Source organism: Methylobacterium sp. E-016 (assembly GCF_022829745.1).
Taxonomy (GTDB): domain Bacteria; phylum Pseudomonadota; class Alphaproteobacteria; order Rhizobiales; family Beijerinckiaceae; genus Methylobacterium.
In genome coordinates, this window is the sequence record NZ_JAKSYF010000151.1 from 115864 (window position 1) to 142841 (window position 26978).

The following is a 26978-nucleotide window of genomic DNA, read 5'->3' on the forward strand; positions in this document are numbered from 1 at the left end:
CCCGGGACGTCGCTCGCGGAATCCGGCTCAGAACGCGTTGCGGTAGGCGCGGCGCGAGAACACCGTCTGGAACATGATCTGGATGTCGAACCAGATCGACCAGTTGTCGATGTAGTGCAGGTCGTGGTTGACCCGGCGCTCCATGTCGAGGTCGGTCAGGGTCTCGCCGCGCAGGCCGTTGACCTGCGCCCAGCCGGTGATGCCGGGGCGGACGTTGTGTCGGCGCGCGTAGAGGGCGATGCGCCGCTCGAAGCTGCGGTCGTGCGCGAGCGCGTGCGGGCGCGGCCCGACGAGCGACATCTCGCCCTTCAGCACGTTCAGGATCTGCGGCAGCTCGTCGAGGTTGGACCGGCGCAGGAAGGCACCGATGCGGGTGATGCGCGAATCGTTGCGCGAGGCCTGCTTGAACACCGCCTCCGCCTCGGCCTTCATGCTGCGGAACTTGAACACGCCGAAGGGTTGCTGATTGAAGCCGTAGCGCTTCTGCCGGAAGAACACCGGGCCGGGGCTGTCGAGCTTGATCGCCACGGCGATGGCCGCGAGCAGCGGGCTCAGCGCGACGAGGGCGATCGTGGCGAGCGTCACGTCGAGGAGGCGCTTCAGCAGCACCTCGGCCATGCTCAGCGGACGGCGGCCGATGTTGATGCCGGAGAGGCGGCCGACCCGGGACACCTGCATGTCGGGGAAGCGGTCGAGCACGGAACCCGGGCGCAGGTGCAGCGCCGCCGGCACCCGCAGGAACGCGTCGATGCAGCGCTCCACCTCGGCGGTGTCGGCCCAGGGCACGAGGATGAAGACGTCGTCGGGGCGCAGGAACCGCACCACGGAGACCGCGAGGTCGAGATCCTCCGACATCTGCGCATGGCGGGTGGCCTCGTCCGCGCGGGCGTCGACCCGGCGGAGATAGCTGGTGCCGACGACGCGCAGGCCGAGCGAATCGGCCTCGTTGCTGGCGTAGAAGCGGGCGATGTCGTCCTCGAAGCCGACGAGGTGGACGCGGCTCACCGAGGCGGACGCCGGCGTCACGCTGCGGCGCACGAGCCCGATCATCGCCGCATGCGGCAGCATCAAGACCGGCAGGCCCGAGACGAACACGGTAAGGGCGACGACGCGCGAGACCTCATTCGTCGTCTTGGTGATGAAGCCGACCACGAGCGCCGCAGCCCAGGCGACGACCCACCGGGCCGCGCTCTTCTGCAGCGACGCCTTCTGCGCCAGCATCGCCTCGATCGCGTATTCCTCGCGCAGGGCGGACGTCGCGACGATGACGATCGCCAGCAGACCGGAGAGCTGCAGGCCCCAGCTCGCCGAGAACGGCATCATCTCGGCGTTCAGAAGGAAGAAATAGCCGTATTCGACCACCATCGTCGTGATGACGATCGACAGGATGTCGGTCATCGCCACCGAGGCCGAGATGCCGATGCGGAACGCGCCGCGGCTCCGACGCGGGAGCAGCGCCGTCCATACATTGCGCCGTCGCTCCGCCGAAGTCGGCAGCGGCTGGAAAGTCTCAGGCAGGCGATCTTGAAACATCTGGCGCGCCATGTTCCGAACTGAACCGGACGGTGTCCCGAAACGACACGGATCGCGCGTCGAGAAGAGCACTCTTGGACTATGGAGCAAGCGTAGGGCCGCGATCACGACACCCGTCACCTTGCGCGAGATGACTCGGCCTTAAGGGTCCGACCAGCGCCTCGCAACGCGAGCAAACTACTGAGAGACGGTTTCGTCAGGATCGCGTCGATCACGCGCAATCGAATCGCAGCGGCCGTCCTACGCCGTCACGGACCCGACGGCTTCACGGTCAAGCTTCACGTTCGAGTGATGGCGGTTCCGGTGCGGGTCGAAGGCGCGCCCCTCGTGCCGACGCGGCCGGACGCAGCGATGCGTGCCGAAGACGCGCTTTGGCGTCCATGCGTCGGCGGCCCGCCGCGCTTCGGCTTCGAGCGTGCCGGAACCGTTTTCGACGCGGGAGCGCCGATCGCGCCCCGCTCGCATCACGCCGGAGGAGCCGAGCCGGCGGCCGGGATGGAGGAACCTCGGCCGTCCCGCCTTCGGGACGCCGAGGCCGTGTGATCAGGCCGCTGCGACGTCGCCACTCGCCCCGCCGACGGTCTGGATCGTCTCGAAGCCCTCGAATTGCGGGTGGCCGAGATAGAGCGGCTTCGTCGTCGGCACGCGGCCGTGCGCCTTGCGGAACTGCTCGGAGCGGGTCCAGGCCTCGAAATCGGCCTTCGAGCGCCAGATCGTGTGCGAGGCGTAGAGCACGTGATCTTCCGCCTCGGGTCCGCGCAGAAGATGAAACTCGACGAAGCCCGGCATCTCGCCGAGATGACTGTCGCGGCCGAGCCAGACCTGCTCGAAATCCGTTGTCGATTCCTTAACCACTTTGAAACGATTCATCGCAATGAACATCGATGTCTCCATGATGTGGTGGGATCTCGCCACCACCCTGATTCCAACGCCCGAATCTGCGTAATTCGTACCGAGGACCGCTTCGGTAGGCCGACGCCACCTGTCGAACCAACATACTATAGTTTTAGCGCAGGCTCGTAGCGTCGCAGCGCAAACGTCGTGACAAGGCCTCGATCTGATCGATCTAAGCTTGCATTCAGATTTATTTCGTGTCCTAGTTGTCTTCAGTTGAGGCGCTCAGGTGGCTATCCCTTCGCTCTGACAAGACGTTGGCACGGCACCGTGACGGGCGCGAGGTAGGTGGCGGCCTCCGCAACCGGCTGTCAATCTCCCGGTCGGCGTGTCGACCGTCCGAGGATGACGGTCACCCACCCGGTCGCGACCGCGAAATGGGATTGTGTCTGACGATGATGCCCAAACAGACCACCGACGTCGACCGCCTCGTCGGTCTCCGCATCACCGCGCTCCGCAAGGCGCGAGGGCTGAGCCAGACGGCCCTCGGGACGGCGGTGGGCGTCACCTTCCAGCAGGTCCAGAAGTACGAGAAGGGGCAGAACCGCGTCGGCGCGGGGCGCCTGCGCGAGATCGCGCGCCTGCTCGAGGTTCCGGTCTCAGCCTTCTTCGAGGAGAAGGAGGAGGGCGCGGCGCCGAAGGAGGACGTGTTCGGCTTCCTCAGCGCCCACGGCGCGATCGAGCTGCTGCGGGCCTACGCGCTGATCGAGAACGACCAGATGCGCCGCGACGTGCTCGCGATCGTGCGGACGGTGGCCAAGCTCGGCCATGGCCAGGCGGACACGGCCGAGGCCGAAGCCGCCGAGTGAGCCGGGACGGTCCGCCCCCGATCGGGGCGGCGCTCGTCTCCGATCGCTGAGCGCTGCCGGCCCACCGTCGTCGTCCGTCAGTCGTCGAGCGCGATCAGGTGGAAGAACGTGCCGGTGACGCGGCCGCGCCGATGCCCGGCAAACCCGAGATCCGTCCCTTCCGCGTCGGCGACCCGACAGAACGCTTCGTCCTCGGAGGGCGGCGGGGTCGACTCGCTCGCGTAGTGGAACTCGTGGCCGACAAGGCGCAGCCCCGCCCGCCCCAGAAGCCCATCGGCGATGGGGTGTGCGACGCGATACCCGAGATGCAACTTGCGCGACTTGTACGAGGTCGCGACCGGCAAAAGCCCGGCCATCGGATGCTGCATGCCGGCCGCATCCTCGAGGCTCTCGCCCAGAACCATGTAGCCGCCGCACTCGCCGTGCACCGGCCGTGTCTCGGCAAAGCTGCGCAGGCCGCCGAGGAAGGTCGTCGCCGCGGCGATCCGGCCGGCATGGAGCTCGGGATAGCCGCCGGGCAGCCAGCACACGTCGCACCCCTGGCTCGGTGCCTCGTCGGCGAGCGGCGAGAACGATACGATCTCCGCGCCCGCCGCCCGCCAGCCTGCCGCCTGGTGCGGATAGAGGAAGCTGAACGCGGCATCGGCCGCCACCGCGATGCGCTGCCCCGGCGGGCGGGGGAGGGCGCCCGCGCCGGCGGGAACCGCGCCGCCGGCCGCAGCCAGGATCGCATCGCAATCGAGACCTTCGACGGCGAGGTCGCCGAGGCGGTCCAGACGGGCGTCGAGGTCGGAGGTCTCCCGCGCCTGCACGAGGCCGAGATGGCGCTCCGGCAGGACCAGCGACGCATCCCGCATCAGCGCGCCGAGGACCGGGATCCCGACGCGGGCGAGCCCGGCTTCGACGAGGCGGCGATGGCGGGCGCTGGCGACCTTGTTCAGCACCACGCCCGCGATTCTGACGCGCGCATCGTAGAGCGAGCAGCCGAGTGCGATCGCCGCCGCGGACTGCGCCGCCCCCGACACGTCGAGCACCAGCAGCACGGGCCAGCCGTAGCGGGCGGCGATGTCGGCATTCGCGCCGGTGCGGCCCTCGCCGGCGCGAATGCCGTCGAACAGGCCCATCGATCCTTCCGCCACGACGATGTCGGCGTCCCGCACGGCGAACCCGGCGACCGCGTCGAGGAGGGCAGGGCCCATCGCGAAGCTGTCGAGGTTGACGCTCGGAAAGCCGGTCGCCGCCTCGTGGAAGGCCGGGTCGATGTAATCGGGCCCGCACTTGACCCCGCGGACGCGCAAGCCGCGACGGGCGAGCGCGCGCATGAGCGCGAGCGTCACCGTGGTCTTGCCGGAACTCGACCGCGGCGCGGCGACGAGGATGCCGGGAACGCTCATGCGTTCGCGTCCTCGTTGTCGATGCCCGTGCTGCCGACCGCCCCGCCGGGCCGGAACCGGCGGTCGTAGTCGGCCGCGTAGAGCGCGCTCTCGCGAAAATCCTCGGCGCCGAGCGCCGGCCCGACCAGGATCAGCGCCGTGCGCTCGATCCCGGATCCGGCGACCTGCCCCGCGATCGTCGCCAGCGTTCCGGTGATCACCCGCTCGTCCGGCCAGGAGGCGCGGAACACCACGGCGGCCGGGCAGGGCGCGCCGTAGAACGGCACGAGCTCGGCGACGACCTTGTCCAGGATGTGGATCGAGAGGTGCAGCGCCAGCGTCGCGCCGGTGGCGGCGAAGCCGGCCAGCGTCTCGCGCTCCGGCATCGCGCTCGCCCGCCCGGAGGTGCGGGTGAGGACGACCGACTGCGCCACGCCCGGCACGGTCAGCTCGCGCTTCAGCAGGGCCGCCGCCGCGGAGAAGGCCGGGACGCCCGGCGTGACGGTGTAGGCGATCCCGATCCGGTCGAGCCGCCGCATCTGCTCGGCGAGCGCGCTCCAGATCGACAGGTCGCCGGAATGCAGCCGGGCCACGTCCTCGCCGCGGGCATGCGCCGCCTCGATCTCCGCGACGATCGCGTCGAGGTCGAGCGGCGCGGTGTCGACGATCCGCGCGCCCGGGGGGCACCAGCCGAGGATATCCGGCGCGACCAGGGAGCCGGCATAGAGGCAGACCGGACAGGCCGCGATCCGGTCGCGCCCGCGCACGGTGATGAGGTCGGGAGCGCCCGGCCCGGCGCCGATGAAATGGACGGTCATGCGGTCACGATCTGCGCCGCTCGGGCGCGCTGGGATATGGGAGTCTTCGATCGGCTAACGGCGCCCGCTTCCTTCCCTACCCCCGCAGAGGGGGGACGGTAGAGGGCGCGGGCCTCATCGGCCTCGCGCATCGCCTCGTCGCTCGCTAGGCCCAGCGCCGCGAGCGCGCAGGTGGCGCGTCCGTCGTCGATGCGGACGAGGATCAGGCGTCCGGTTTCGCCGGCGACGGCGAGCGCCGCCGCCTCGGCGAGCGAGCCGACGCCGCGCGATCGCTCGATCCGGGCCGAGCGCGTCGGCACGCGCGGGTCGACCGTGCGAAGCGCTTCGGCATCGACGGCGACGGGCGTCAGGCCGAACGCGCCGGCGGCGTCCCGGATCGCCGGCTCATCGGCTCGGTCGGCGGCGGTGGCGATCGCGACGAGCGCCCCCTCGCACGCCGCCTGCGCGATCGCCCGCCGGATCAGCGCGACGATCGCGTCGGGGGGCACGCCGTGGCGGAAGCCGATGCCGGCGACGAGGCGGGTCCCGGTCACGGCTTGGTCCAGGCCCATTGCGTCACCGGCATCGCCGCACGCCAGCCGTGCAGCCCGCCGACCGGATCGGCGCGGGCGATCGACAGGCGCCGCAGCGTTCCGCCCCGGGTCGAGAAGGCGGCGAGCAGCACCGCCTCGGCCTCCAGCGTCACCGCGTTGGCGACGATCCGGCCGCCCGACCGCAGGCCGCCGAGCGCCGCCGGCAGAACGCCCGGCGCGGAGACGCCGCCGCCGATGAAGATCGCATCCGGCGCCGGCAACCCGGTCAGCGCATCCGGCGCCACCCCGTGGACGATGGTCAGCCCGGGGGCGCCGAGGGTCTGCGCGTTGCGGGCGATCCGCTCGACGCGAGACGGATGGGCTTCGATCGCGGTCGCCCGCATCGCGGGATGGCGCAGCATCCACTCGATGCCGATCGAGCCGGCGCCGGCGCCGACGTCCCACAGCAGCTGGCCGGCGAGCGGGCGGAGCGCCGCCAGCGTCACCGCGCGGATCTCGGCCTTGGTCAGCTGGCCGTCGTTCTCGAACCACGCATCGTCGAGCCCCGGGGCGAGGCCGACCGGCCGGCAGCCGGGCTCGCCCACCACCTCGATCGCCAGGGTGTTCAGGGCGTCGACGTCGCCGAGGTCGAAATCGCGCGCGCATCGGGTCCGAACGGTCTCGCGCGGGCCGCCCATCGCCTCGCATACGGTGATCGGCGATGCGCCGAAACCGCGCTCGGTCATCAGCGCGGCGACCGCCGCCGGCGTCGTGCCGTCCCAGGACAGCACCAGCAGGCGGGCGTTCGGCTGCAGGTGGCGGACGATCTGCGCGAGCGCCCGCCCGTGCAGCGTCAGGCAGGCGCACTCGGCGAGCGGCCAGCCGAGGCGGGCGCAGGCGAGGCTGAAGGCCGAGGGCTGCGGAAACGCCCGAATCTCGGCGGCCGGCACGATCCGGGCGATCTCGGCGCCGATGCCGTAGTGGAACGGGTCGCCGGTCGCGAGCAGGCAGGTCGGCGTCCCGCGCCGCGCCAGGATTTCAGGGTAGGCGTCGGAGATCGGGCTCGGCCAGATGCGCAGCTCCGCGTCGAGCGGGCCGGCGAGCGCGAGGTGACGACGGCCGCCATAGACCACGCGGGCGCCGTCGAGCGCCGCGCCGGCGGCGGGGGAGAGCCCGTCGCGGCCGTCCTCGCCGATGCCGACGATCGCGAGCCAGGGATCGGGCATCGACACCGGTTCGGGCCTATCGGACAAGGCGGCCATGCGGATCCTCATCCTCGGGGGCACGACGGAGGCCAGCGCCCTCGTCCGCGGCCTTCTCCCCCATTCCGGCCTCTCCGTCACGTTGTCGCTGGCCGGGCGCACCGCGGCGCCGGTCGTCGACGTGGTTCCAACCCGCATCGGCGGATTCGGCGGCCCGGAGGGCTTGGCTTGCTACCTGCGCGAGCAGGCGATCGACCGGCTTGTCGATGCCACCCACCCTTTCGCCGCACGCATCGGTAGGAACGCTTATGGGGCCGCGGAAGCTGCCGGCGTCCCGCTCCTGGCGATCCGCCGCCCGGCCTGGACGCGGAAGCCTGGAGACGCCTGGACCGAGGTCGACACCGTGGCCGGTTGCGTCGCGGCGCTGGGGGACGTTCCGCGCCGCGTCTTCCTCACGGTCGGCCGCATGGAAGTCGCGGCCTTCGCGGCCGCGCCGCAGCACGACTACGTCGTGCGCACGATCGAGCCGCTCGGGGATGCGCTGCCGGTCCCGCGCCTCACGGCGATCCGCGCGCGCGGACCGTTCGACGCCGCCGCCGAGATCGTGCTGATGCGCGACGCGTCGGTCGACGTGCTCGTCACGAAGAATGCCGGGGGGGCGGCGACCTACGGAAAGATCGCCGCTGCGCGGACACTCGGCTTGCCTGTGGTGATCGTCCGCCAGCCGTGGAAGCCGATGGTCGACGCGGTCGCCGATGCCGCCGCGGCCGTCGAGCGGCTCGTCGGCGCGGGCCGCGATCATGCGACGCTGCGCGGCGTGTAGACGAACGGCCGCTCGCCCGGCCCGCGCTCGATCAGCCGGGTGGTCGAGGCACCGATGATGACCATCGTCGCCATGTCGGCGGTCGCGTCGCGGGCCTCGGCCAGCGTCATCACGCGGATCGCCTCGTCGGGCCGGGTGACGGCCCGGGCGAAGATCACCGGCGTGTCGGGGTTGCGGATCTCGGCGGCGATCCCGAGGGCCTTGCCGAGCTGCCAGGGCCGCGCCGACGAGATCGGGTTGTAGAGCGAGACCACGAAGTCGGCGCGCAGCACCGCGTCGAGCCGCGCCGTGATCACCTCCCACGGTTTGAGATTGTCCGAGAGCGAGAGCGCGCAGAAATCGCCGCCGAGCGGCGCGCCGAGGCGCGCGGCGGCCGCCAGCATCGCGGTGATGCCCGGCTCGACGGTGATCGCGAGGTGGCGCCAGGCCGGATCGCCGTGCTCCACCGCCTCGAAGACCGCCGCCGCCATCGCGAACACGCCGGGATCGCCGCCAGAGACCACGGCCACCCGCCGGCCGGAGACTGCGAGCTCCAGCGCATGGCGGGCGCGGTCGACCTCGACGCGGTTGTCGCTGGCGTGCCGCGTCAGGCCGGGCCGATCCGGCACGCGCGAGACGTAGGGAATGTAGCCGATCAGGTCCTCGGCCGCATCGAGCGCGGCCTGCGCCGAGGCGGTGAGCAACCCGGCATCGCCCGGCCCGAGGCCGATGACCGCGAGGCTTCCGCTCACGGCCGGCGGCCTTCGCCCGGCACCAGCACCATCGAGAAGTACGGGGCTGCGTCGTCCGGCTTGTCGGCCAGCGGCACGACGTGCTCGCCGGCCATGGTCCCGCGCTCGACGTAGACCGCACGTGCCAGAAGGCCGGCCTCGTGCAGGGCGGCGCGGACCTTCGGCAGGTGCCGGCCGAGCTTCATGACCACGGCGGCGTCGGTCGTGGCGAGGCGGGCTGCGAGGTCGGCGGCCGGCAGCGTCGCGGGCAGGATCGTGAGCACGTCGTCGCCCCAGGTGATCGGCGTCCCGGCCCTGGTCCAGCAGCCGGACATGCCGGTGACGCCGGGCACGACCTCGACCGGGAAGCGGTCCTTGAGCCGCCGCCACAGATGCATGAACGAGCCGTAGAAAAACGGGTCACCTTCCGACAGGATCGCCACGTCGCGACCGGCGCCGAGGTGGTCGGCGAGCTGCCCGGCCGCGTCGTCGTAGAAGGCGGCGAGTGCCGCGACGTAGTCCGGGTGATCGGGGTGGAGCTCTGTGGTGTAGGGGTAGGCCAGCGGGAACTCGCGGGTCGCGTCCGGCGGGAGCACGGCATCGGCGATGGTGCGGGCGTTGCCGCGCCGGCCCTTCTTGCAGAAGTGGACCAGCACCGGCGCGCGCTCGAGCACCCGCATCGCGCGAACGGTGAGGTAGTCCGGGTCGCCCGGCCCCATGCCGACGCCGAACAGCGTGCCGGTGACGCCCGCGATCGGCCTGTCCGGCTGCTCGGCAGGCTCCTCCGCGAAGCGGTTCTCGGCCGAGTCCATCACTCGATCTCGTTGGCGAGCGCGTTGACGGCCGCCGCGGCCATGGCGCTGCCGCCGCGCCGCCCGTGCACGACGACGAACGGCACGCGCCCGTCGCGCGCGAGCGCCTCCTTCGATTCGGCCGCGCCGATGAAGCCGACCGGGATGCCGATCACCGCCGCCGGCGGCGCGACGCCCTCGTCGAGCAATTCGAGCAGGCGGAACAGCGAGGTCGGCGCGTTGCCCACCGCCACGACGCTGCCGGGCAGGTGCTCGCGCCACAGCTCCATCGCGGCGGCCGAGCGCGTGGTGCCCATCTCGGCCGCCATCGCCGGCACGCGCGGGTCGGTCAGCGTGCAGATCACGCGGTTCTCGGCCGGGAGCCGGGCGCGGGTGCAGCCGTCGGCGACCATCCGCACGTCGCACAGGATCGGCGCGCCGGCGCGCAGAGCCGCCTCGCCGGCCTGGGCGAAAGTCTCGGACATCTCCACGTCGGCCGGCAGGTCGGTCATGCCGCAGGCGTGGATCATCCGCACGACCACGCGCTCGGCCGCACCGGACCAGCGCGCGAGGTCGGCCTCGGCACGGATCATCGCGAAGGACCGGGCGTAGATCGCGCCGCCGTCGCGCAGGTATTCGTGGCGGGCGCTCATATCGTGGTCCCGATGGCTGGCTCGGCGAAGGCTTGCCGAGGGGAGGGGGAGGGGCCGAACGCCTGTGCCAGCGTACCGGATTTCGCCCTCCATACGCGCTCCAGCGCCGCGTCGAAAGTCAGTTCCAGAGCCGGCGCATCGCCGGGCGAGCCGTCGAGGACGACGCCGTAGCGTCCGTTGCGGGCGACCAGCGTCAGGTCGGCGCGGGCCGGATGGGCGCAGCCCTTGGTGCAGCCGGAGACGTGCGCGGTCATCCCGCTCGCGGCGAACGGCCGGAACGCCTCGGCGAGCCGTGCGGCATCCGCGCCCGTCGGCGTCGAGCCCGAGGCGCAGGCCGGCGCGCCGGGGCAGGTCGCCACCGCCCGGCGCGGATCGTCCGGTGCGGTGACGAAGCCGGCGGCGGCGAGGTCGGCAAGGGCCTCGCCGCGGCGATGTGACGGCACGCCACGCATCGGCAGCACGAAGCCGCGCGTCGGCGAGACGCGGACCTCGTCGATGCCGAGCCCGTCCGCGACCTCCGCCAGCCGATCCAGCATCGCCGCCGTGCAGCGGCCGAAGGGTGCCTCCACTTCGAGGAACGAACATGCCTCGACGGATAAGGCCGGTTTCCCTTCCCCCCTTGCGGGGGAGGGTGGGCCTCGCGTCAGCGAGGGTCGGGAGAGGGGAGCCCCCTTTCCGGAACCGCCGCTCCTCTCTCCCGACCCACTTCGCGGGCCACCCTCCCCCGCAGAGGGGGAGGGGAAGTGGACCGCGCGTTTCATCCACCAAACATGCAGCGAGCCCCCATGCCGAACTGGAACCTCGAGAACCGCACGGCCCTGATCACCGGCGCGGCGAGCGGCATCGGCCGTGCGCTGGCGGTGGGGCTGGCCGCGCGCGGCTGCAACCTGGCGCTGGCCGACCGCAACGTCGCCGGGCTGGAGGAGACCGAGCGGCTGATCGCGACGAACCGGGTCCGCATCAGCCGCCACCCCCTCGACGTCGCCGACCGCGACGCCATCGCCGCGCTGCCGGCCGCGGTCGAGGCGGCCCATGGGGGCCTCGACGTGCTGATCAACAATGCCGGCGTGGCGCTCGGCGGCACCTTCGAGGACGTGACGGAGGCCGATTTCGAATGGCTGTTCGAGATCAACTTCTGGGGCGTGGTGCGGATGACCCGCGCCTTCCTGCCGCTGCTGCGGGCGCAGCCGGAAGCGCGGATCGTCAACCTGTCGAGCCTCTACGGGCTGATCGCGCCGCCGGGCCAGACCGCCTATTCCGCGAGCAAGTTCGCGGTGCGCGGCTTCTCGCAGGCGCTGCGGCACGAGCTCGCCGGCACCGCGATCGGCGTCACCGTGGTGCATCCGGGCGGCGTCGCCACCTCGGTCGCCGACAGCGCCCGCCTGCCCGCGCACATGACCGCCGAGGAGGCCGCCCGCGGCCGGGCCGCCGCCAACAGGATGCTGAAGCTCGCCCCGGAGCGGGCGGCCGAGATCATCCTGGCGGCGGTGGAGCGCCGGCAGGGCCGGGTGCTCGTCGGCTCGGACGCCAAGCTGATCGCGCTGATCGAGCGCCTCGTGCCGGTCTCGTACTGGAACGTCATCCAGAAGCTGCTGCCGCGCGACCGCGCCGCGACCTGAGCGCGGATCGCCGCGGGCCCGCCCCAAAACCTTGCCGCGCGGAGAGCGAGGCACACCTCCCCCCTCGACCGGTCCCGGACCGAAGCGAAGTGGAGCGCGCCGATGGACCACCCGATCGCCGACCCGGCCCAGGCCGGTGCTGAGGAAGGCCTGCTCGGGCGCCCGCAGGTGCGGGTCGACGGCCCGGCCAAGGTGACGGGCCGGGCGCGGTTCTCCTCCGACGTCGCGCTGCCGGGGCGCGCCCACGCCGCGCTCGTCACCAGCACGATCGTGCGCGGGCGCATCCGCGGCTTCGACCTGGCCGCCGCCGCGGCGACGCCGGGCTGCCTGCGGATCTTCACCCATCGCGACCTCGCCGGGCGGATCGCGCCGGTGAAGCACCTGATGGCCGGCGGCTACGCCAACAGCGCGCACCTGCCGCTCGGCTCGGACGAGGTCGCCTATGCCGGCCAGATCGTCGCCCTCGTCGTCGCCGAGACGCAGGGCGCGGCCGAGGAGGCCGCCGCCCGCGTCCGCGTCGCCTACGCGGAGGCGCCGTTCGCGGCCACCTTCGACGAGGCCGGCGCCGAGACCGTGCGGCTGGCCGACCTGAAGCCCGAGCACGCGGATCCACGCCGGGGCGATGCCGACGCCGCGCTCGCCCGGGCCGATATGCGGATCGCGGCGCGCTACGAGACGCCGGTGCAGCACCACAACCCGATGGAGCTGTTCACCACCGCCTGCGCCTGGGACGGCGGCCGGCTCACCGTGCACGAGCCCTCGCGCTACGTCGGCGCGCTGCAGCACGGGCTCGCCGCGCAGCTCGGCATGGACCCGGCCGACATCCGCGTCGTGTCGGGGCCGATCGGCGGCCATTTCGGCTCGAAGCTCGCGCTGTCGCAGCACACGGCGCTGGTCGCCCTCGCCGCCCGCGACCTCGGCCGCCCGGTCGCGCTGGTGCCGACCCGGCGGCAGGGCTTCACCATCGCGAACCACCGCCCGGAGACGCGCCACGACCTCCGCCTGGGCGCCGACCGCACCGGGCGCTTCACCGCCCTGGTGCACGAGGCGGCGATGACGACCTCGCGCTTCGACGCCTTCGCGATGGAGGGCACCGACGTGACCGCGAGCCTCTACGCCTGCCCCGACATCCGCACCGACGAGCGCGCCGTGCGGGTCGACCGCAACACGCCCGGCCCGATGCGGGCGCCGCCCGAGGTGCCCTACCTGTTCGCCCTGGAGAGCGCGGTCGACGAGATGGCCTGGGCGCTCGGCCTCGACCCGATCGCGCTGCGCCGGCGCAACGACACCGTGACCGACCCGGTCTCGGGCAAGCCGTTCTCGTCGCGTCCGCTGATGGCCTGCTTCGATGCCGGCGCCGAGGCCTTCGGTTGGTCGCGCCGCATCCCCCGCCCCGGCGCGATGCGGGACGGGGCCTGGCGGGTCGGGCTCGGCTGCGCCACCTCGGTGCGGCCGGTGAAGATCGCCCCCGCGACGATGCGCGTCGCGCTTCGACCCGACGGCCGCGTCGCCGTCGAGACCGCGCACCACGAGATCGGCAACGGCATCACCACGCTGCTGGCGATGGCCGCGGCCGACGGGCTCGGCGTGCCGATCGCGGCGGTGACGGTGCGGCTCGGCGACACCGCGCTGCCCCCGGCCGGCATCTCGGGCGGCTCCTCGACCACGACGAGCCTGCTCAACACCCTGGCGCTCGCCTGCGAGCAGCTGCGCGCGCGGCTGGCCGCCGCCTGCACCGCCGCCGGCGCGCCGCTGGCCGGCGCCGACCCCGCGCGCCTGCGCCTCGTCGGCCGACGGCTGGCGCGGGCCGACGGGGGCGGCGTGGCGCTCGACGAGGCGGTCGCCCGGCTCGACCCCGCCGGGATCGAGACCCTGGCCGAGTTCGTCCCCGAGGGCGGCGGCGCGAAGAGCCTCGACGCGCTGCGGGCCGGCCACATCACCCTCAGCAGCGGCGGCGAGCACCTGTCCTGGGCCTTCGGCGCGCAGTTCGCCGAGGTCCGCGTCCACGCCGAGACCGGGGAGATCCGGGTTTCGCGCCTGCTCGGGGCGTTCGCGGCCGGGCGCATCCTCAACCCGCTGACCGCCCGCAGCCAGCTCGCCGGCGGCATGATCTGGGGCCTCGGCTCGGCCCTGCTGGAGGAGACCGTGCTCGACCGCGGCCACTACCGCAACGCGGATCTCGCCGAATACCTCGTCCCCACCGCGGCCGACACGCCCGAGATCGAGGTCCTGTTCGTCCCCGACGAGGACCGGAAGGTGAACCCGCTCGGCCTGAAAGGCTTGGGCGAGCTCGGCATCATCGGCGTCAACGCGGCGATCGCCAACGCGGTCTACCACGCCACCGGCCAGCGCCACCGCCGCCTGCCGATCCGCGGCGAGACCCTGGCGTGACGGGGCCCTAGCGGCCGCACGCTTGCGTTGCCGGCGGCCGCGACCGTAAGCCTCCGCCGGGCTTCAGCAACGGTGGGCGGCGTGACGGCACTCGCATTCGGGACGAACCGGTGATCCGCGCGATCCTCTCCGTCGGGGGCTGGACGCTGGTGTCGCGGGTCACGGGCTTCGGCCGCGATGTGGTGATGGCGGCGGTGATGGGGGCCGGGCCGATGGCCGACGCCTTCGTCGTCGCCTTCCGCCTGCCGAACCATTTCCGCGCGATCTTCGGCGAGGGCGCGTTCAACACCGCCTTCGTGCCGGCCTATGCCGGGCTGTCGGAGGCCGGCGCGGACGGCGCGGCGCAGCGTTTCGCCGACCGGATCTTCACGCTGATGCTGGCGGTGCAGATCGCGCTGCTGGCGCTCGCGCTGCCGCTGATGCCGTGGGTGGTGCGGGCGCTGGCGCCGGGCTTCTCGCAGGATCCGCAGCGCTTCGACCTCGCGGTGGCGCTCACCCGCATCACCTTCCCCTACCTGCTGTTCATGACGCTGGTGACGCTGCTCTCCGGCGTGCTGAACGCGCAGCGCCGCTTCGCCGTGGCGGCGGGCGCGCCGGTGCTGCTGAACCTCGCGATGCTGGCGGCGTTCGCGCTGGCCTTCCTGTTCCCCGACGCGGCGCACGCCGCCGCCTGGGGCGTCGCGGTCTCGGGCGTGCTCCAGTTCGCGCTGCTGTGGTGGGCCTGCCGGCGGGCCGGCGTCGCGCCGCGGCTCACCGCGCCGGCCGTCCGTGATCCGGCGATGCGCCGGTTCTTCACCGTGCTCGGGCCGGCGGTGATCGGCGCGGCCGGGTTCCAGATCGCGACGTTTGCCGACACCATCATCGCGAGCTGGCTGCCGACCGGCGCGGTCTCGGCCCTGTGGTACGCCGACCGGCTCTACCAGCTGCCCTTCGGCGTCATCGCCATCGCCGCCGGCACGGTGCTGCTGCCGGAGATGAGCCGGCGGATCGCGGCCGGCGACGTCGCCGGGGCGCACGCCGCCCAGAACCGCGCCGCCGGATTCTCGCTCGCGCTCTCGGCCCCGTTCACGGTGGCCTTCCTGACGCTGCCCGGCCTGACCATGGCCGCCCTGTTCCAGCGCGGCGCCTTCTCGGCCGAGGATGCCGCGCGGGCCGCCTCGGTGCTGGCCGCCTACGGGCTGGCGCTGCCTGCGGTGGTGCTGGTGCGCTCGGCGGTGGCGAGCTTCTACAGCCGGCAGGACACGCGGACGCCGCTCTGGGCCTCGCTCACCGCCATCGCCGTCAACGTCGTGCTCAAGCTCTGGCTCACTGGCCCCTACGGCGTCGCCGGGCTCGCGCTCGCCACCGCGATCAGCCAGTGGGTCAATCTCGCGCTGCTCGTCGCCCTCGCCTGGCGCCGCGGCTGGACCGCGCCGGGGCGCACGCTCGGCCTCACGGTGCTCGGCGTCGCGCTCGCCTGCGCCGGCCTGGCGCTGGTGGCGGTCTACGGCCTGCCGCTGGCGGAATCCGTCGTGCCCGCCCTGCCGCGCGGCCGCGAGATCGCGGTGCTGGCGCTCCTCGGGATCGTCGGCGCGGCGATCTACGGCGGCCTGCTCGCGGGCCTGCTCCACCTGTTCGGGCTGCGCCTGCGACGCGCCTGAGATGGGCGGCGGTCGCGATCGCGGCAGTCTTGCAGCCCGGAAGATTGTACACCAGCAGTTGAGCTATCGTCCTCTATTTCACTCCTGGATTTAGATCTTCCAGGAAGCGAGGACAAACACCTGCGCGTGCTCGAATTCAGCGTCATTTAAGTCCTTCGCATTAGGATGACCTGAGTCGCACAATCCGAGGACCGTCCCATCATGCGGTTGACCATCAAGGCCGCGCTGATCGGCGTCATCGGCATCCTCACCGTCAGCATCGCCGGGCAGGGCCTGTTCGCCGCCTCCAAGCTGCGCGCCGTCAACGCCAGCGCGACCGAGATCGCGACGAACTGGCTGCCGAGCGTGCGCTGGATCGGCGAATTGAAATACGCCACCGCCCGCCTCCGCCTCGTCGACGCGCGCTACGTCCTGGCGGCCGAGCCGCCGGCGGAGCTCGACGCGGTCGGCGCCACCCGCCTCGCGGCGATCGCGAAGGCTGTGACGTCCTACGAGCCGCTGATCTCGAGCCCGGAGGAGGCCGCCCTGTGGGACGGCTTCAAGGGGCAGTGGGCCGCCTATCTCGACCTGCGCAGCCAGCTCGTCGCCGCCGCGCGGGACGGCGACAGGGCACGCATGGTCGCCGCCTTCGACCGCTCGCGGATGCCGTTGGACGCGGCCTTGAAGGTGCTCGACGCGGATTCCGCCCTGAACGACCGGGGCGGCGACGCCGCCTCCGCCGACGCCGCCCTCAGCTACGACTCCGCCCTGCGGCTCACGGTGGCGGTCTGCGCCGGCGCCCTGCTCTGCGCGCTCTGCGGCATCGCCTTCGTGATGCGCGGCATCGCCCGGCCGCTCGACCGCATCATCGCCGCGATGGGGCGGATCGCCGGGGGCGACGCCACCGTGGCGGTGCCCGGCCGGGGGCGCCGCGACGAGGTCGGCGCGATCGCCGCCGCGATCCAGGTGTTCAAGGACAACCTGATCCGCGCCCGCACCCTCGAAGCGGAGAGCGAGGCGGCGCGGGCCGGCGCCGCGGTGCAGCGCGCCGCCGCGATGCGCGCCGTGGCCGACGGCTTCGAGCAAGCGGTCGGCGGGATCGTCGGCACGCTCGCCGCCTCCGCGACCGAGCTGCAGGCCACCGCCCGGACGATGACGGCGACCGCGTCGGAGACCGCCGACCGATCCGCCACCGTGGCGGCGGCGGCCGAGGAGGCGGCCTCGAACGTCAACACCGTCGCGGCGGCCGCCGAGGAGCTCGGCGCGTCGGTGGCCGAGATCGGGCGCCAGGTCAGCGGCTCGGCCGACCTCGCCCAGGCCGCCGTGGCGCAGGCGGACGACACCGTCCGGCTCGTCGACGCCCTCAGCCGGGCGGCCGGGCGGATCGGCGACGTCGTCGGCCTGATCGCCGACATCGCCGGCCAGACCAACCTGCTCGCGCTCAACGCCACCATCGAGGCGGCGCGCGCCGGCGAGGCCGGCCGCGGCTTCGCGGTGGTGGCCTCCGAGGTCAAGGCGCTCGCCGCCCAGACCGGGCGGGCGACGGAGGAGATCGCGGGCCAGGTCACGCAGATCCAGGGCGCGACCGGCCAGGCGGTGGAGGCGATCGCCGCGATCACCCGCCGCATCCGCGACATCGACGCGATGGCGACGACGATCGCGGCGGCGGTGGAGGAGCAGGGCGCGGCGACCCGGGAGATCGTGCGCAACGTCGGCCAGGCGGCGACGGGGACCGGCGCGGTGACGAGCACCATCGCCGGCGTGGCGAGCGCGGCCGAGGAGACCGGCGCCGCCGCCGCCCAGGTCCTGACCTCGGCCGGCGCGCTGTCGCGCCAATCCGGGCACCTGGGCGCGGAGGTCGACCGCTTCCTCGCCACGGTGCGCGCCGCCTGACGGCGTCAGCCCGCGGCGCGTAAAATTCTCAGGCTCGCGGCGCGTTCTCAGGCTCGCGGCGCGTAAAATCTCAGGCTCGCGGCGCGTGCGCCACCATCTCGATCTCGACCCGCGCCGCCAGCGGCAGCGCCGCGACGCCGATGGTGGTGCGGGCCGGATAGGGCTCCGTGAAATGCTCGGCGTAGACCCGGTTCATCGCGGCGAAATCGGCCATGTCGGTCAGGAAGACGGTGCACTTCACCACATCCTCGAAGCCGAGGCCGGCCGCCGCCAGCACGGCGCCGAGGTTGACGAAGCATCGGCGCACCTGCGCCTCGATCCCGCCCGCGACCAGGCGCCCGGTCGCGCCGTCGAGGGGCGTCTGGCCGGACAGGTACACCGTCCCGTCGGCCCGCACGCCGTGGGCGTAGGGGCCGACCGCCGCGGCGCCGGGCGCCGTCACCGCTTGCCTGCTCATCGAAGCGCCCTTCCTTGCTGCCGTCAGAATCGCGTTGGCCTCGCGACGGTTCGGTCATCGCAGCCGCGGGGCCGTCCGAACGGGCGCGGCGCGGCGGGACCGTCGTTCCGCGCCCGGCTTTCAGTGCCGGCCGGCTACTCGTCCGGGTGCACCGCCGGCGACAGGTCGATCGGCAGGCGCGGGCCCTTCAGCTCGGTGTCGCTCGGCAGCGCGCGCGCGTCCCAGCCGCCGCCGAGCGCCCGGATCAGGCCGACGGCGGTGGTGAAGCGGGCGAGCCGCACCTGCAGCGCCGCGACCTCGTTGTTGAGCTGCAGCGCCTGGGCGGTGACGACGGTGGTGAAGTTCTGGGTGCCGGCGCGGTACTCGTTCAGGGTGATCTCGACGGCGCGGCGGGCCAGCGTCACGGCCTCGTCCTGCGCCACCTGCTGGCGGGCGAGGATGCGCACGCCGACGAGGCCGTTCTCCACGTCGGCGAAGGCGGCGAGCACGGTCTGGCGATAGTTCGCCACCGCCGCGTCGTAGGCCGCCCGCGCGGCGGTGATCGCGGCCGAGCGCGCGCCGCCGTCGAACAGCACCTCGCTGCCGGCCGCCGACACCGCCCAGACCTGGTTGGCGGCCGAGAGCAGGCCGTTGCTGGTGAGCCCCGAGATCCCGCCCGAGGCCGAGAGCGTCACGGTCGGATAGAGCGCGGCCACCGCGACGCCGATCTGCTCGCTCTGCGCCTGGACGGTGCGCTCGGCCTGGGCCACGTCCGGGCGGCGCTCGAGCAGGGCGGCGGGGATGCCGACCGGCACCGCGGGCGGCACCAGCGCCAGCGGCGCCACCGGCAGCGACAGCTCCGAGGGCGGGCGGCCGACGAGCGTGGCGATCGCGTTCTCGAACTGGGCGCGGGTGAGGGTCGCGGCGATCGCCGAGGCCTGGGTGGTCTGCACCTGCGTCTGCGCGGTGATCACGTCCGAGCGCGCGGCGACGCCGGCATTGTACTGGTTCTCGGTGATCGCCACCGTGCGCTTGAAGTTCTCGACGTTGGCGTTGAGCACCCGCACCAGCGAATCGGCGTAGCGCAGCGACAGGTAGTTGTTGGCCACCTCGGCCTGGATGGTCAGGCGCGTCAGCGCCAGCGTCGCGGCGTCGGCCTGGGCCAGGGCCGCCTCGGTCTCGATGGTCCGGCGGATGCGGCCGAACAGGTCGAGCTCCCAGCTCGCCTGCCCCTGGATCGACACGGAGGTGCGCTCGGAGCCCAGCGTGCGCGAGCGGGTGATGCTCGGGGCGCCGATGACCGTCGGGTAGAGCGCGGCCTGGGCCGACTCGACGATCGCCCGCGCCTGCCGGTAGTTCGCCACGGATTGGCGCAGGCTCTGGTTGTCGACGTCGACGAGGCGGATCAGCCGGTCGAGCGCCGGGTCCTTGAACACCCGCCACCAGTCGCCGCGCTCGGCCGCGTCGTTGGGGAGGCCGGGGCGCCAGTTCTTCCGCGACGCGACGAAGGCGACCGAATCCTCGCGGGCGCCGCCCTGCTTGAACGCCAGCGGCGTCTCGACGGACGGGCGCGCGTAGTCTGGGCCGACGACGCAGGCCGACAGGGCGGTGGTGAGGGCGACGAGACCGCCCGTTCTCAGGACATGGCGCCAAGCTGGGTGCGCATCCCCTCTCCCCGCACGCGGGGAGAGGGCCGCAGGCACCGCGTCGTGCATGCGGCGAGCGGAAGCGAAGGTGAGGGGGCCGGGCAGGACGAGGCGCATCCGGATACGCCCCCTCACCGTCGGCTGCCGCCTCGCCGCGCCGACGACGAGGTCGTCGCGGCCCTCTCCCCGCGCGCGGGGAGAGGGGGGTGCGCCGACCCCGTCCTGCATCGATCGAAACCGCATCATTCCCCCGCCGGCAGGGCCGCTGCGCCGCCGCGGCGGCGGGCGTTCACCCGGTGCCGGAGGCGGTCGAGGCAGAGGTAGACGACGGGGGTGGTGTACAGGGTCAGGATCTGGCTCACGATCAGGCCGCCGGCGATGGCGATGCCGAGCGGGCGGCGGAGCTCGGAGCCCTCGCCGCCGCCGAAGATCAGCGGCGCCGCGCCGAGCAGCGCCGCCAGCGTTGTCATCATGATCGGCCGGAAGCGCAAGAGGCAGGCCTCGAAGATCGCGTCGCGGGGGCTGGCGCCGCGGGTCCGCTCCGCGTCGAGGGCGAAGTCGATCATCATGATGGCGTTCTTCTTGACGATGCCGATCAGCAGGAACACCGCGATCAGCGCGACGATCGTGAACTCGGTGCCGGTCACCAGCAGCGCCAGCAGCGCGCCGATGCCCGCCGACGGCAGCGTCGAGAGGATCGTGACCGGGTGCACGAAGCTCTCGTACAGGATCCCGAGGATGGCGTAGACGGCCAGGATCGCGGCCAGGATCAGCAGCGGCTGGCGCGAGGCCGAGGCGACGTAGTTCTTGGCCGCGCCCGCATACTCGCCGTGGATGGTGGCCGGCAGGCGCAGCTCCGCCATCGCCTTGTCGATCGCGACGGTGGCGTCCGACAGGCTCTTGCCGGGGCTGAGGTTGAACGAGATCGTGGTCGCCACGAACAGGCCCTGGTGGCTCACCTGCACCGGGGCGTTGCCGGTCTCGACCCGGGTGAAGGCCGAGAGCGGCACCATGGTCTCGACCGCGGACGAGACCGGCGCGCTCGAGGAGGCGCTGCCCTTCGAGGCGGCGATGGCGTTGGCGGCCGCGTTCCGGGCCGAATCCGACGCGACCGCGGCGGCGTTGGTGCTGGCGTCGGCCGCGGCGGTGGTCGAGGGGACGGCGCCGGCGGGCGCCGCCGCCACCGTGCCGGCGACCGCGTTGGTGGTGGCCGAGCCGCGCGCCTTGCCGCCGGAGGTCGAGACGTAGAGCTGCTTGAGGGTCTCGGGGTTCTCCAGGTAGCGCGGCGCGATCTCCATCACGACGTGGTACTGGTTGAGCGGGTTGTAGATCGTCGAGACCTGGCGCTGGCCGAAGGCGTCGTAGAGGGTGTTGTCGATCTTGTCGGGCGTGATGCCGTAGCGGAAGGCGGTGGCGCGATCGATCACCAGCCGGCTCTCCAGCCCGCCCTCCTGCTGGTCGGAGGTGACGTCGGCGAAGGTCGGGTCCTTCTGCAGCGCCTGCACCAGCTTCGGCGCCGCCGCGTAGAGCTCAGCCGCGGTGTCGCCCTGCAGGGTGTACTGGTACTGGGCGAAGCTCTGGCGCCCGCCCATCTGCAGGTCCTGGCGCGGGAAGACGTAGAGCCGGGCGCCGGCCACCTGCGAGAGCTTGGGCCGCAGCCGGTTCGACACCTCGCCGATCGAGGCGCGCTCGCCCACCGGCTTGAGCCCGACGAAGACGTTGGCCGAGTTGGTGCCGCGCCCGCCGGTGAAGCCGACGACGCTGTCCACCGCCGGGTCGGCCTGCACGATCGCGGCGGCTTCCTTGAGCTTCTTCTCCATCGACTGGAACGAGATGCGCTGGTCGGCCTGGATGCCGCCCATCATCTGGCCGGTGTCCTGCTCGGGGAAGAAGCCCTTCGGCACGATGACGTAGAGGTAGACGTTGAGCCCGACCGTCGCGGCGAGCACCAGCAGCACGAGGCGCGGGTGCCCGAGCGCGACGCGCAGGGTGCGCTCGTAGGCGTTCAGCGTGCCGGTGAAGGCGCCCTCCAGCCCGCGGATCAGGATGTTGGGGCGCCTGCCCGCGCCGTGCGCCTCGGGGCGCAGGAAGCGCGCGCACATCATCGGCGTGGTGGTGAGCGAGAGCACGAGCGAGATCAGGATCGCCAGCGACAGGGTCACGGCGAACTCTTGGAAGATCCGCCCGATCAGGCCGCCCATCAGCAGGATCGGCAGGAACACCGCGATCAGCGACAGGCTCATCGAGATCACGGTGAAGCCGACCTCGCGGGCGCCGACCAGGGCCGCCTCGATGCGGGACTTGCCCATCTCGATGTGGCGCTGGACGTTCTCGAGCACGACGATGGCGTCGTCCACGACGAAGCCGGTGCCGATGATCAGCGCCATCAGCGACAGGATGTTGAGCGAGTAGCCGAGCAGGTACATCACCGAGAAGGTGCCGACGATCGAGATCGGCACCGCCACCGCCGGGATCAGCGTGGCGCGCCCCGAGCGCAGGAACGCGAACACCACGAGGATGACGAGGCCGACCGCGATCAGCAGCGTCTCCTCGGTGGCGGCCAGCGACGCCCGGATCGTCGCGCTGCGGTCGCCGGTGAGCTTCACGTCGATGCCGCCGGGCAGCGCCGAGACGATCTGCGGCAGCGCCGCCTTCACCCCGTTGATCGTGTCGACGACGTTCGAGCCCGGCTGCTTGTAGACGAACAGCAGCACGCCCTGCTTGCCGTTGACCACGCCGAGGTTGCGCCGGTCCTCGACCGAGTCGATCACCTCGCCGACGTCGGTGAGCTTCACCGCCGCGCCGTTGCGGTAGGCGACGACGAGGTCGCGGTAATCCTCCGCCTTGCGGCCCTGGTCGTTGGCGTAGAGCTGGAAGCGCCGGTCGCCCGCCTCGATCGCGCCCTTGGGCGAGTTGGCGTTGGCCGACGCCAGCCCCGCGCGGATGCCCTCCAGGCCGATGCCGTAGTGGAACAGGGCGGTCGGATCGAGCTCGACGCGCACCGCCGGCAGCGACGAGCCGCCGATGTCGACGTTGCCGACGCCGGGCAGCTGCGACAGCTTCTGCTGCACCACCGTGGCGCCGGCATCGTAGAGCTGGCCGAGGGTCAGGGTGTCCGAGGTCATGCCGAGGATCACGATCGGCGAGTCGGCCGGGTTGAACTTGCGGTAGGTCGGGTTCTGGCGCAGCGCGGTGGGCAGGTCGGCCCGCGCGGCGTTGATCGCCGCCTGCACGTCGCGCGCGGCCCCGTCGATGTCGCGGCTAAGGCCGAACAGCAGCACGATCCGCACGGTGCCGGTGGAGCTCGTCGAGGACATCTCGTTGACGTCGGCGATGCTGCCGAGCCGCCGCTCCAGCGGCGCCGCCACCGTCACCGCCATGGTCTCGGGGCTGGCCCCCGGCATCTGCGCCTGGACCAGGATGACCGGAAAATCCACCTGCGGCAGCGGCGCCACCGGCAGCTTCAGGAACGCGAAGAGGCCGGCGAGCAGCACGCCGACGGTCAGCAGCGTCGTCGCCACCGGGCGCCGGATGAAGGGCTCGGAGATGTTCATGGGCGAAAGCCCATAGGCGTCACGGCGCTGTTCCCCTCTCCCCGCACGCGGGGAGAGGCCCGGCTGCACCCCGTCGTGCTGCCGGGAAGCGCAGGCGAAGCCGCAGCGAGGGTGAGGGGGCGCGAACGGCGGAGGCTCCTCCGCCGAAGCCCCCTCACCCTCGGCTGCCGCCTCGCCGCGACGACGACGAGGTCGTCGCGGCCCTCTCCCCGCAGGCGGGGCGAGGGGATGCGAGGCGCGGTCGCGATCTTCCTCACGGCAGCGCCTCGCCTGCCGGGAGGTCCGGCTCGGGTTCGCGGCGGCCGGTGATGCGGCGCTCGAGGCGGTCGAAGAACAGGTAGATCACCGGGGTCGTGAACAGCGTCAGCACCTGGGAGACGATGAGGCCGCCGGCGATGACGATGCCGAGCGGCTGGCGCAGCTCCGAGCCGACGCCGGTGCCGACGATCAGCGGGACCGCGGCGAACAACGCGGCCAGGGTCGTCATCAGGATCGGGCGGAAGCGCAGCAGGCAGGCCTCGTAGATCGCGTCGCGCGGGGACATCCCCTCCTCGCGCTCGGCCTGGAGCGCGAAGTCGATCATCATGATCGCGTTCTTCTTCACGATGCCGATCAGCAGCACGATGCCGATGATCGCGATGATGTCGAGCGAGAGCCCGAACAGCATCAATCCGAGCAGCGCGCCGATTCCCGCGGACGGGAGCGTCGACAGGATGGTGATCGGGTGGATGAAGCTCTCGTAGAGGACGCCCAGCACGATGTAGACGGTGACGATCGCCGCCAGCACCAGGAACAGCTCGTTCGAGAGCGCCGACTGGAAGGCGAAGACCGACCCCTGCGGCACCACGCGGAAGCTCGGCGGCAGGTCGATGCTTTTCCGCGCCTCCTCCACCGCGTCCACCGCCTGGCCGAGCGCGGCGCCCGGCGCGAGGTTGAACGACACGGTGGTGGCCGGGAACTGGCCGAGATGCGAGATCAGCAGCGGCGCCCGGCGCTCGTCGATCCGCGCCACCGCCGAGAGCGGCACCTGCCCGCTCGATGCGGTGGAGGAGGGCAGGTAGATCGCTTCGAGGCTGGCGATGGTCCTGTGCAGGTCGGGGTCGGCCTCGAGGATCACCCGGTACTGGTTCGACTGGGTGAAGATCGTCGAGATGATGCGCTGGCCGAACGCGTCGTAGAGCGCGTTGTCGATCGTCGCCGGCGTGATGCCGTAGCGCCCGGCCGTCGGCCGGTCGATCGTGACGTAGGCGGCCAGGCCCTGGCCCTGGTGGTCGCTGGCGACGTCGGCCACCACCGGCGACCGCGACAGCGCGTCGGTGAAGCGCGGCACCCAGGTCTCGAAATCCTCGAGGTTCGGCGTCTCCAGGATCACCTGGTACTGCGTCGCCGACACCGCGGTGTCGATCGTCAGGTCCTGCACCGGCTGCATGTAGAGGCGCAGGCCCGCGACGTCGGCGGTGGCCGCCTGGATGCGGCGGATGATGGCGCCGGCCCGCTCGGCCCGCTCGGCCTGGGGCTTCAGGTTGATCAGGAACCTCCCTGAGTTCAGCGTCACGTTTTGGCCGTCGACGCCGATGAACGAGGACAGGTTGGCGACGTCCGGGTCCTTGAGGATGATCGCGGCGATGCGCTGCTGGCGCTCGGCCATCGCGGCGTAGGACAGGGTCTGGTCGCCCTGCGTGATCCCCTGGATCACGCCGGTGTCCTGCACCGGGAAGAACCCCTTCGGGATCGTCACGAACAGGGTCGCGGTGAGCGCGATGGTGGCGAGCGTGACCAGCAGCGTCAGGCCCTGGTGGTCGAGCACCACCCGCAGCGCCCGGCCGTAGGCCGCGATGGTGCCCTCGGTGGCGCGCCGGCCCATCCGCCCGAGCACGCCCTCGCGGCGGCGGGTCTCGGCAAGGGACGCGGGAGATTGGGGCACGTGCTTGAGCAGGCGCGCGCACAGCATCGGCACCAGCGTCAGCGAGACCACCGCCGAGATGATGATCGTGGCCGCCAGCGTGATCGCGAACTCGTGGAACAGGCGCCCGACCACGTCGCCCATGAACAGCAGCGGGATCAGCACCGCGATCAGCGAGACGGTGAGCGAGATGATGGTGAAGCCGATCTCGCGGCTGCCCTTGAGCGCAGCCTCGAGCGGGGAATCGCCGTCCTCGACGTGGCGGGCGATGTTCTCGATCACCACGATCGCGTCGTCGACGACGAAGCCGGTGGCGATGGTCAGCGCCATCAGCGACAGGTTGTCGAGGGAGAAGCCGTAGAGGTCCATCACCGAGAGCGCGCCGATCAGCGAGAGCGGCACCGACAGGCTCGGGATCAGCGTGGCGGAGACGCTGCGCAGGAACAGGAAGATCACCAGCACGACGAGCGCGATGGCGAGCCCGAGCTCGAACTGCACGTCCTCGACCGAGGCGCGGATCGTCACCGTGCGGTCGGTGAGCAGGCTCACCTGGATCGCGCCCGGCAGCGTGCCCTGGAGCTGCGGCAGCAGCGCCTTGATCTTGTCGACGGTGGCGATGACGTTGGCGCCGGGCTGGCGCTGGATGTTGAGGATGATCGCCGGCGTCTCGTCGGCCCAGGCGCCGAGCTTGGTGTTCTCCGGCCCCTGCACCACGTCGGCCACGTCCGACATCTTCACCGGGGCGCCGTTCTTGTAGGCGATGATCGCGTCGTCGTAGGCCTTCGGGTCCTGGATCTGGTCGTTGGCGTTGATCGCGTAGCTCTGCTTCGGGCCGTCGATGGTGCCCTTCGGCGTGTTGACGTTGAGGTTGGTGATCGTGGTGCGCAGGTCGTCGATGTTCAGCCCGTAGGCGGCGAGCGCCCGGGCGTTGAACCGCACCCGCACCGCCGGCCGCTGGCCGCCGGAGATGCTGACGAGGCCGACGCCGGCCACCTGGGAGATCTTCTGGGCGAGCCGCGTCTCGGCGAGATCCCGCACCTGCGTCAGCGGCAGGGTCTTGGAGGTGAGCGCGAGCGTGATCACGGGCGCGTCGGCCGGGTTGACCTTGGCGTAGATCGGCGGCGCCGGCAGGTCGGACGGCAGCAGGTTGCCGGCGGCGTTGATCGCCGCCTGGACCTGCTGCTCGGCGATGTCGAGCGGCAGGTCGAGGTTGAACTGCAAGGTCACGACCGAGGCGCCGGCCGAGGATTGCGAGGTCATCTGGTTGAGGTTGGCGAGCTGCCCGAACTGCCGCTCCAGCGGCGCGGTCACGGCCGAGGTCATCACCTCCGGGCTGGCGCCGGGATAGAACGTCTGCACCTGGATCGTCGGGTAGTCGACCGAGGGCAGCGCCGAGACCGGCAGGTTCAGGTACGACACCCCGCCGACGATCAGGATCGCCAGCATCAGGAGCGTGGTCGCGACCGGGCGCAGGATGAAGAGGCGGGACGGGTTCATGCCGGGGGCCCGCTCGCGGACAGGCGGAGGCGATCACCGCGGCGATCCGTGCGCATCCCCTCGCCCCGCACGCGGGGAGAGGGCTGCGACGACCTCGTCGTCGTCGCAGCGAGGCGGCAGCCGACGGTGAGGGGGCTTCGCCGGAAGAGGCTCGTCCGGATCCGCCCCCTCACCGCCGCTTCGGCTGCGCTTCCCGGCCGCACGACGGGGTGCGGCAGGGCCTCTCCCCGCGTGCGGGGAGAGGGGATGGGCGTTTCATCCCAAAGCCGAAACCCGCTCACGATGCCGCCCGCCGCACGCCC

General features: G+C 72.4%; 20 protein-coding genes. 6 read left to right on the plus strand and 14 right to left on the minus strand.

Annotated features, from left to right (window positions below; genetic code table 11):
* Positions 1-27: 27 nt before the first annotated feature.
* Both MKK68_RS22530 and MKK68_RS22535 read right to left on the minus strand, forming a co-directional pair.
* Positions 28-1533, minus strand: coding sequence for an undecaprenyl-phosphate glucose phosphotransferase (locus MKK68_RS22530; protein ID WP_244032989.1), 1506 nt, complete (start codon positions 1531-1533; stop codon positions 28-30).
* A gap of 543 nt (positions 1534-2076) precedes the next feature.
* Positions 2077-2415, minus strand: coding sequence for an antibiotic biosynthesis monooxygenase family protein (locus MKK68_RS22535; protein WP_147842240.1), 339 nt, complete (start codon positions 2413-2415; stop codon positions 2077-2079).
* Between the two features lie 407 nt (positions 2416-2822).
* Between MKK68_RS22535 and MKK68_RS22540 the strand changes: the two genes are divergently transcribed.
* Complete coding sequence (locus MKK68_RS22540; protein ID WP_147727032.1) at positions 2823-3236, plus strand: helix-turn-helix domain-containing protein; 414 nt, start codon at positions 2823-2825, stop codon at positions 3234-3236.
* A 77-nt stretch (positions 3237-3313) separates the two neighbouring features.
* Here the strand turns inward: MKK68_RS22540 and MKK68_RS22545 are convergent, their stop codons facing one another.
* From MKK68_RS22545 to cbiE, 4 genes are read right to left on the minus strand one after another with little or no spacing between them, the layout of a single operon-like run.
* On the minus strand, positions 3314-4630 hold the full coding sequence (locus MKK68_RS22545; protein ID WP_244032990.1) for a cobyrinate a,c-diamide synthase: 1317 nt from the start codon (positions 4628-4630) through the stop codon (positions 3314-3316).
* A complete protein-coding gene (cobM, locus tag MKK68_RS22550) occupies positions 4627-5427 on the minus strand; it encodes a precorrin-4 C(11)-methyltransferase (RefSeq protein ID WP_244032991.1) in 801 nt (266 codons plus the stop codon). The genes MKK68_RS22545 and cobM overlap by 4 nt, the downstream gene beginning before the upstream one ends.
* Entirely contained in the window at positions 5424-5960 is a 537-nt protein-coding gene (locus tag MKK68_RS22555; protein ID WP_313899243.1) for a cobalamin biosynthesis protein, read from the minus strand. The genes cobM and MKK68_RS22555 overlap by 4 nt, the downstream gene beginning before the upstream one ends.
* A complete protein-coding gene (gene cbiE / locus MKK68_RS22560; protein WP_244032992.1) occupies positions 5957-7201 on the minus strand; it encodes a precorrin-6y C5,15-methyltransferase (decarboxylating) subunit CbiE in 1245 nt (414 codons plus the stop codon). The genes MKK68_RS22555 and cbiE overlap by 4 nt, the downstream gene beginning before the upstream one ends.
* On the opposite strand from cbiE, the gene MKK68_RS22565 reads away from it, so the two are divergent.
* Entirely contained in the window at positions 7200-7964 is a 765-nt protein-coding gene (locus MKK68_RS22565; protein ID WP_147728989.1) for a cobalt-precorrin-6A reductase, read from the plus strand. The two genes, cbiE and MKK68_RS22565, sit on opposite strands and share 2 nt — an antisense overlap.
* On the opposite strand, the gene cobJ is transcribed toward MKK68_RS22565, so the two are convergent.
* The 4 genes from cobJ to MKK68_RS22585 are packed head-to-tail and all read right to left on the minus strand — an operon-like array spanning position 7940 to position 10687.
* Positions 7940-8695, minus strand: a complete 756-nt coding sequence (cobJ, locus tag MKK68_RS22570) for a precorrin-3B C(17)-methyltransferase (RefSeq protein ID WP_243949082.1) — start codon at positions 8693-8695, stop codon at positions 7940-7942. The two genes, MKK68_RS22565 and cobJ, sit on opposite strands and share 25 nt — an antisense overlap.
* A complete protein-coding gene (locus MKK68_RS22575; protein WP_279605463.1) occupies positions 8692-9486 on the minus strand; it encodes a precorrin-2 C(20)-methyltransferase in 795 nt (264 codons plus the stop codon). Before MKK68_RS22575 ends, cobJ begins: the two co-directional genes overlap by 4 nt.
* Positions 9486-10118 (minus strand): precorrin-8X methylmutase, encoded by a 633-nt coding sequence (locus MKK68_RS22580; protein WP_243931934.1) that lies wholly within the window; start codon positions 10116-10118, stop codon positions 9486-9488. Before MKK68_RS22580 ends, MKK68_RS22575 begins: the two co-directional genes overlap by 1 nt.
* Positions 10115-10687 carry a hypothetical protein gene (locus MKK68_RS22585; protein ID WP_244032993.1) on the minus strand — a complete coding sequence of 191 codons (573 nt, stop codon included), beginning with the start codon at positions 10685-10687 and terminating at the stop codon, positions 10115-10117. Before MKK68_RS22585 ends, MKK68_RS22580 begins: the two co-directional genes overlap by 4 nt.
* A 201-nt stretch (positions 10688-10888) precedes the next feature.
* On the opposite strand from MKK68_RS22585, the gene MKK68_RS22590 reads away from it, so the two are divergent.
* The 4 genes from MKK68_RS22590 to MKK68_RS22605 all read left to right on the plus strand — a co-directional run bounded on the left by MKK68_RS22590 (position 10889) and on the right by MKK68_RS22605 (position 17640).
* The gene (locus MKK68_RS22590; protein WP_244032994.1) at positions 10889-11737 is read left to right on the plus strand and encodes an SDR family NAD(P)-dependent oxidoreductase; all 849 of its coding nucleotides are present in this window, start codon (positions 10889-10891) and stop codon (positions 11735-11737) included.
* 102 nt (positions 11738-11839) lie between these two features.
* Positions 11840-14128 (plus strand): xanthine dehydrogenase family protein molybdopterin-binding subunit, encoded by a 2289-nt coding sequence (locus MKK68_RS22595; RefSeq protein ID WP_244032995.1) that lies wholly within the window; start codon positions 11840-11842, stop codon positions 14126-14128.
* A 110-nt stretch (positions 14129-14238) separates the two neighbouring features.
* Positions 14239-15768 (plus strand): murein biosynthesis integral membrane protein MurJ, encoded by a 1530-nt coding sequence (gene murJ, locus MKK68_RS22600; RefSeq protein WP_147860030.1) that lies wholly within the window; start codon positions 14239-14241, stop codon positions 15766-15768.
* A gap of 201 nt (positions 15769-15969) precedes the next feature.
* A complete protein-coding gene (locus MKK68_RS22605) occupies positions 15970-17640 on the plus strand; it encodes a methyl-accepting chemotaxis protein (protein WP_244032996.1) in 1671 nt (556 codons plus the stop codon).
* A 70-nt stretch (positions 17641-17710) separates the two neighbouring features.
* On the opposite strand, the gene MKK68_RS22610 is transcribed toward MKK68_RS22605, so the two are convergent.
* From MKK68_RS22610 to MKK68_RS22625, 4 genes are all read right to left on the minus strand, one after another.
* Positions 17711-18097, minus strand: coding sequence for a RidA family protein (locus tag MKK68_RS22610; protein WP_243946336.1), 387 nt, complete (start codon positions 18095-18097; stop codon positions 17711-17713).
* Positions 18098-18231: 134 nt separating this feature from the next.
* The gene (locus MKK68_RS22615) at positions 18232-19950 is read right to left on the minus strand and encodes an efflux transporter outer membrane subunit (protein WP_244032997.1); all 1719 of its coding nucleotides are present in this window, start codon (positions 19948-19950) and stop codon (positions 18232-18234) included.
* A gap of 14 nt (positions 19951-19964) precedes the next feature.
* Entirely contained in the window at positions 19965-23276 is a 3312-nt protein-coding gene (locus MKK68_RS22620; protein ID WP_244032998.1) for an efflux RND transporter permease subunit, read from the minus strand.
* A gap of 253 nt (positions 23277-23529) precedes the next feature.
* A complete protein-coding gene (locus tag MKK68_RS22625; protein ID WP_244032999.1) occupies positions 23530-26676 on the minus strand; it encodes an MdtB/MuxB family multidrug efflux RND transporter permease subunit in 3147 nt (1048 codons plus the stop codon).
* Positions 26677-26978 lie beyond the last annotated feature (302 nt).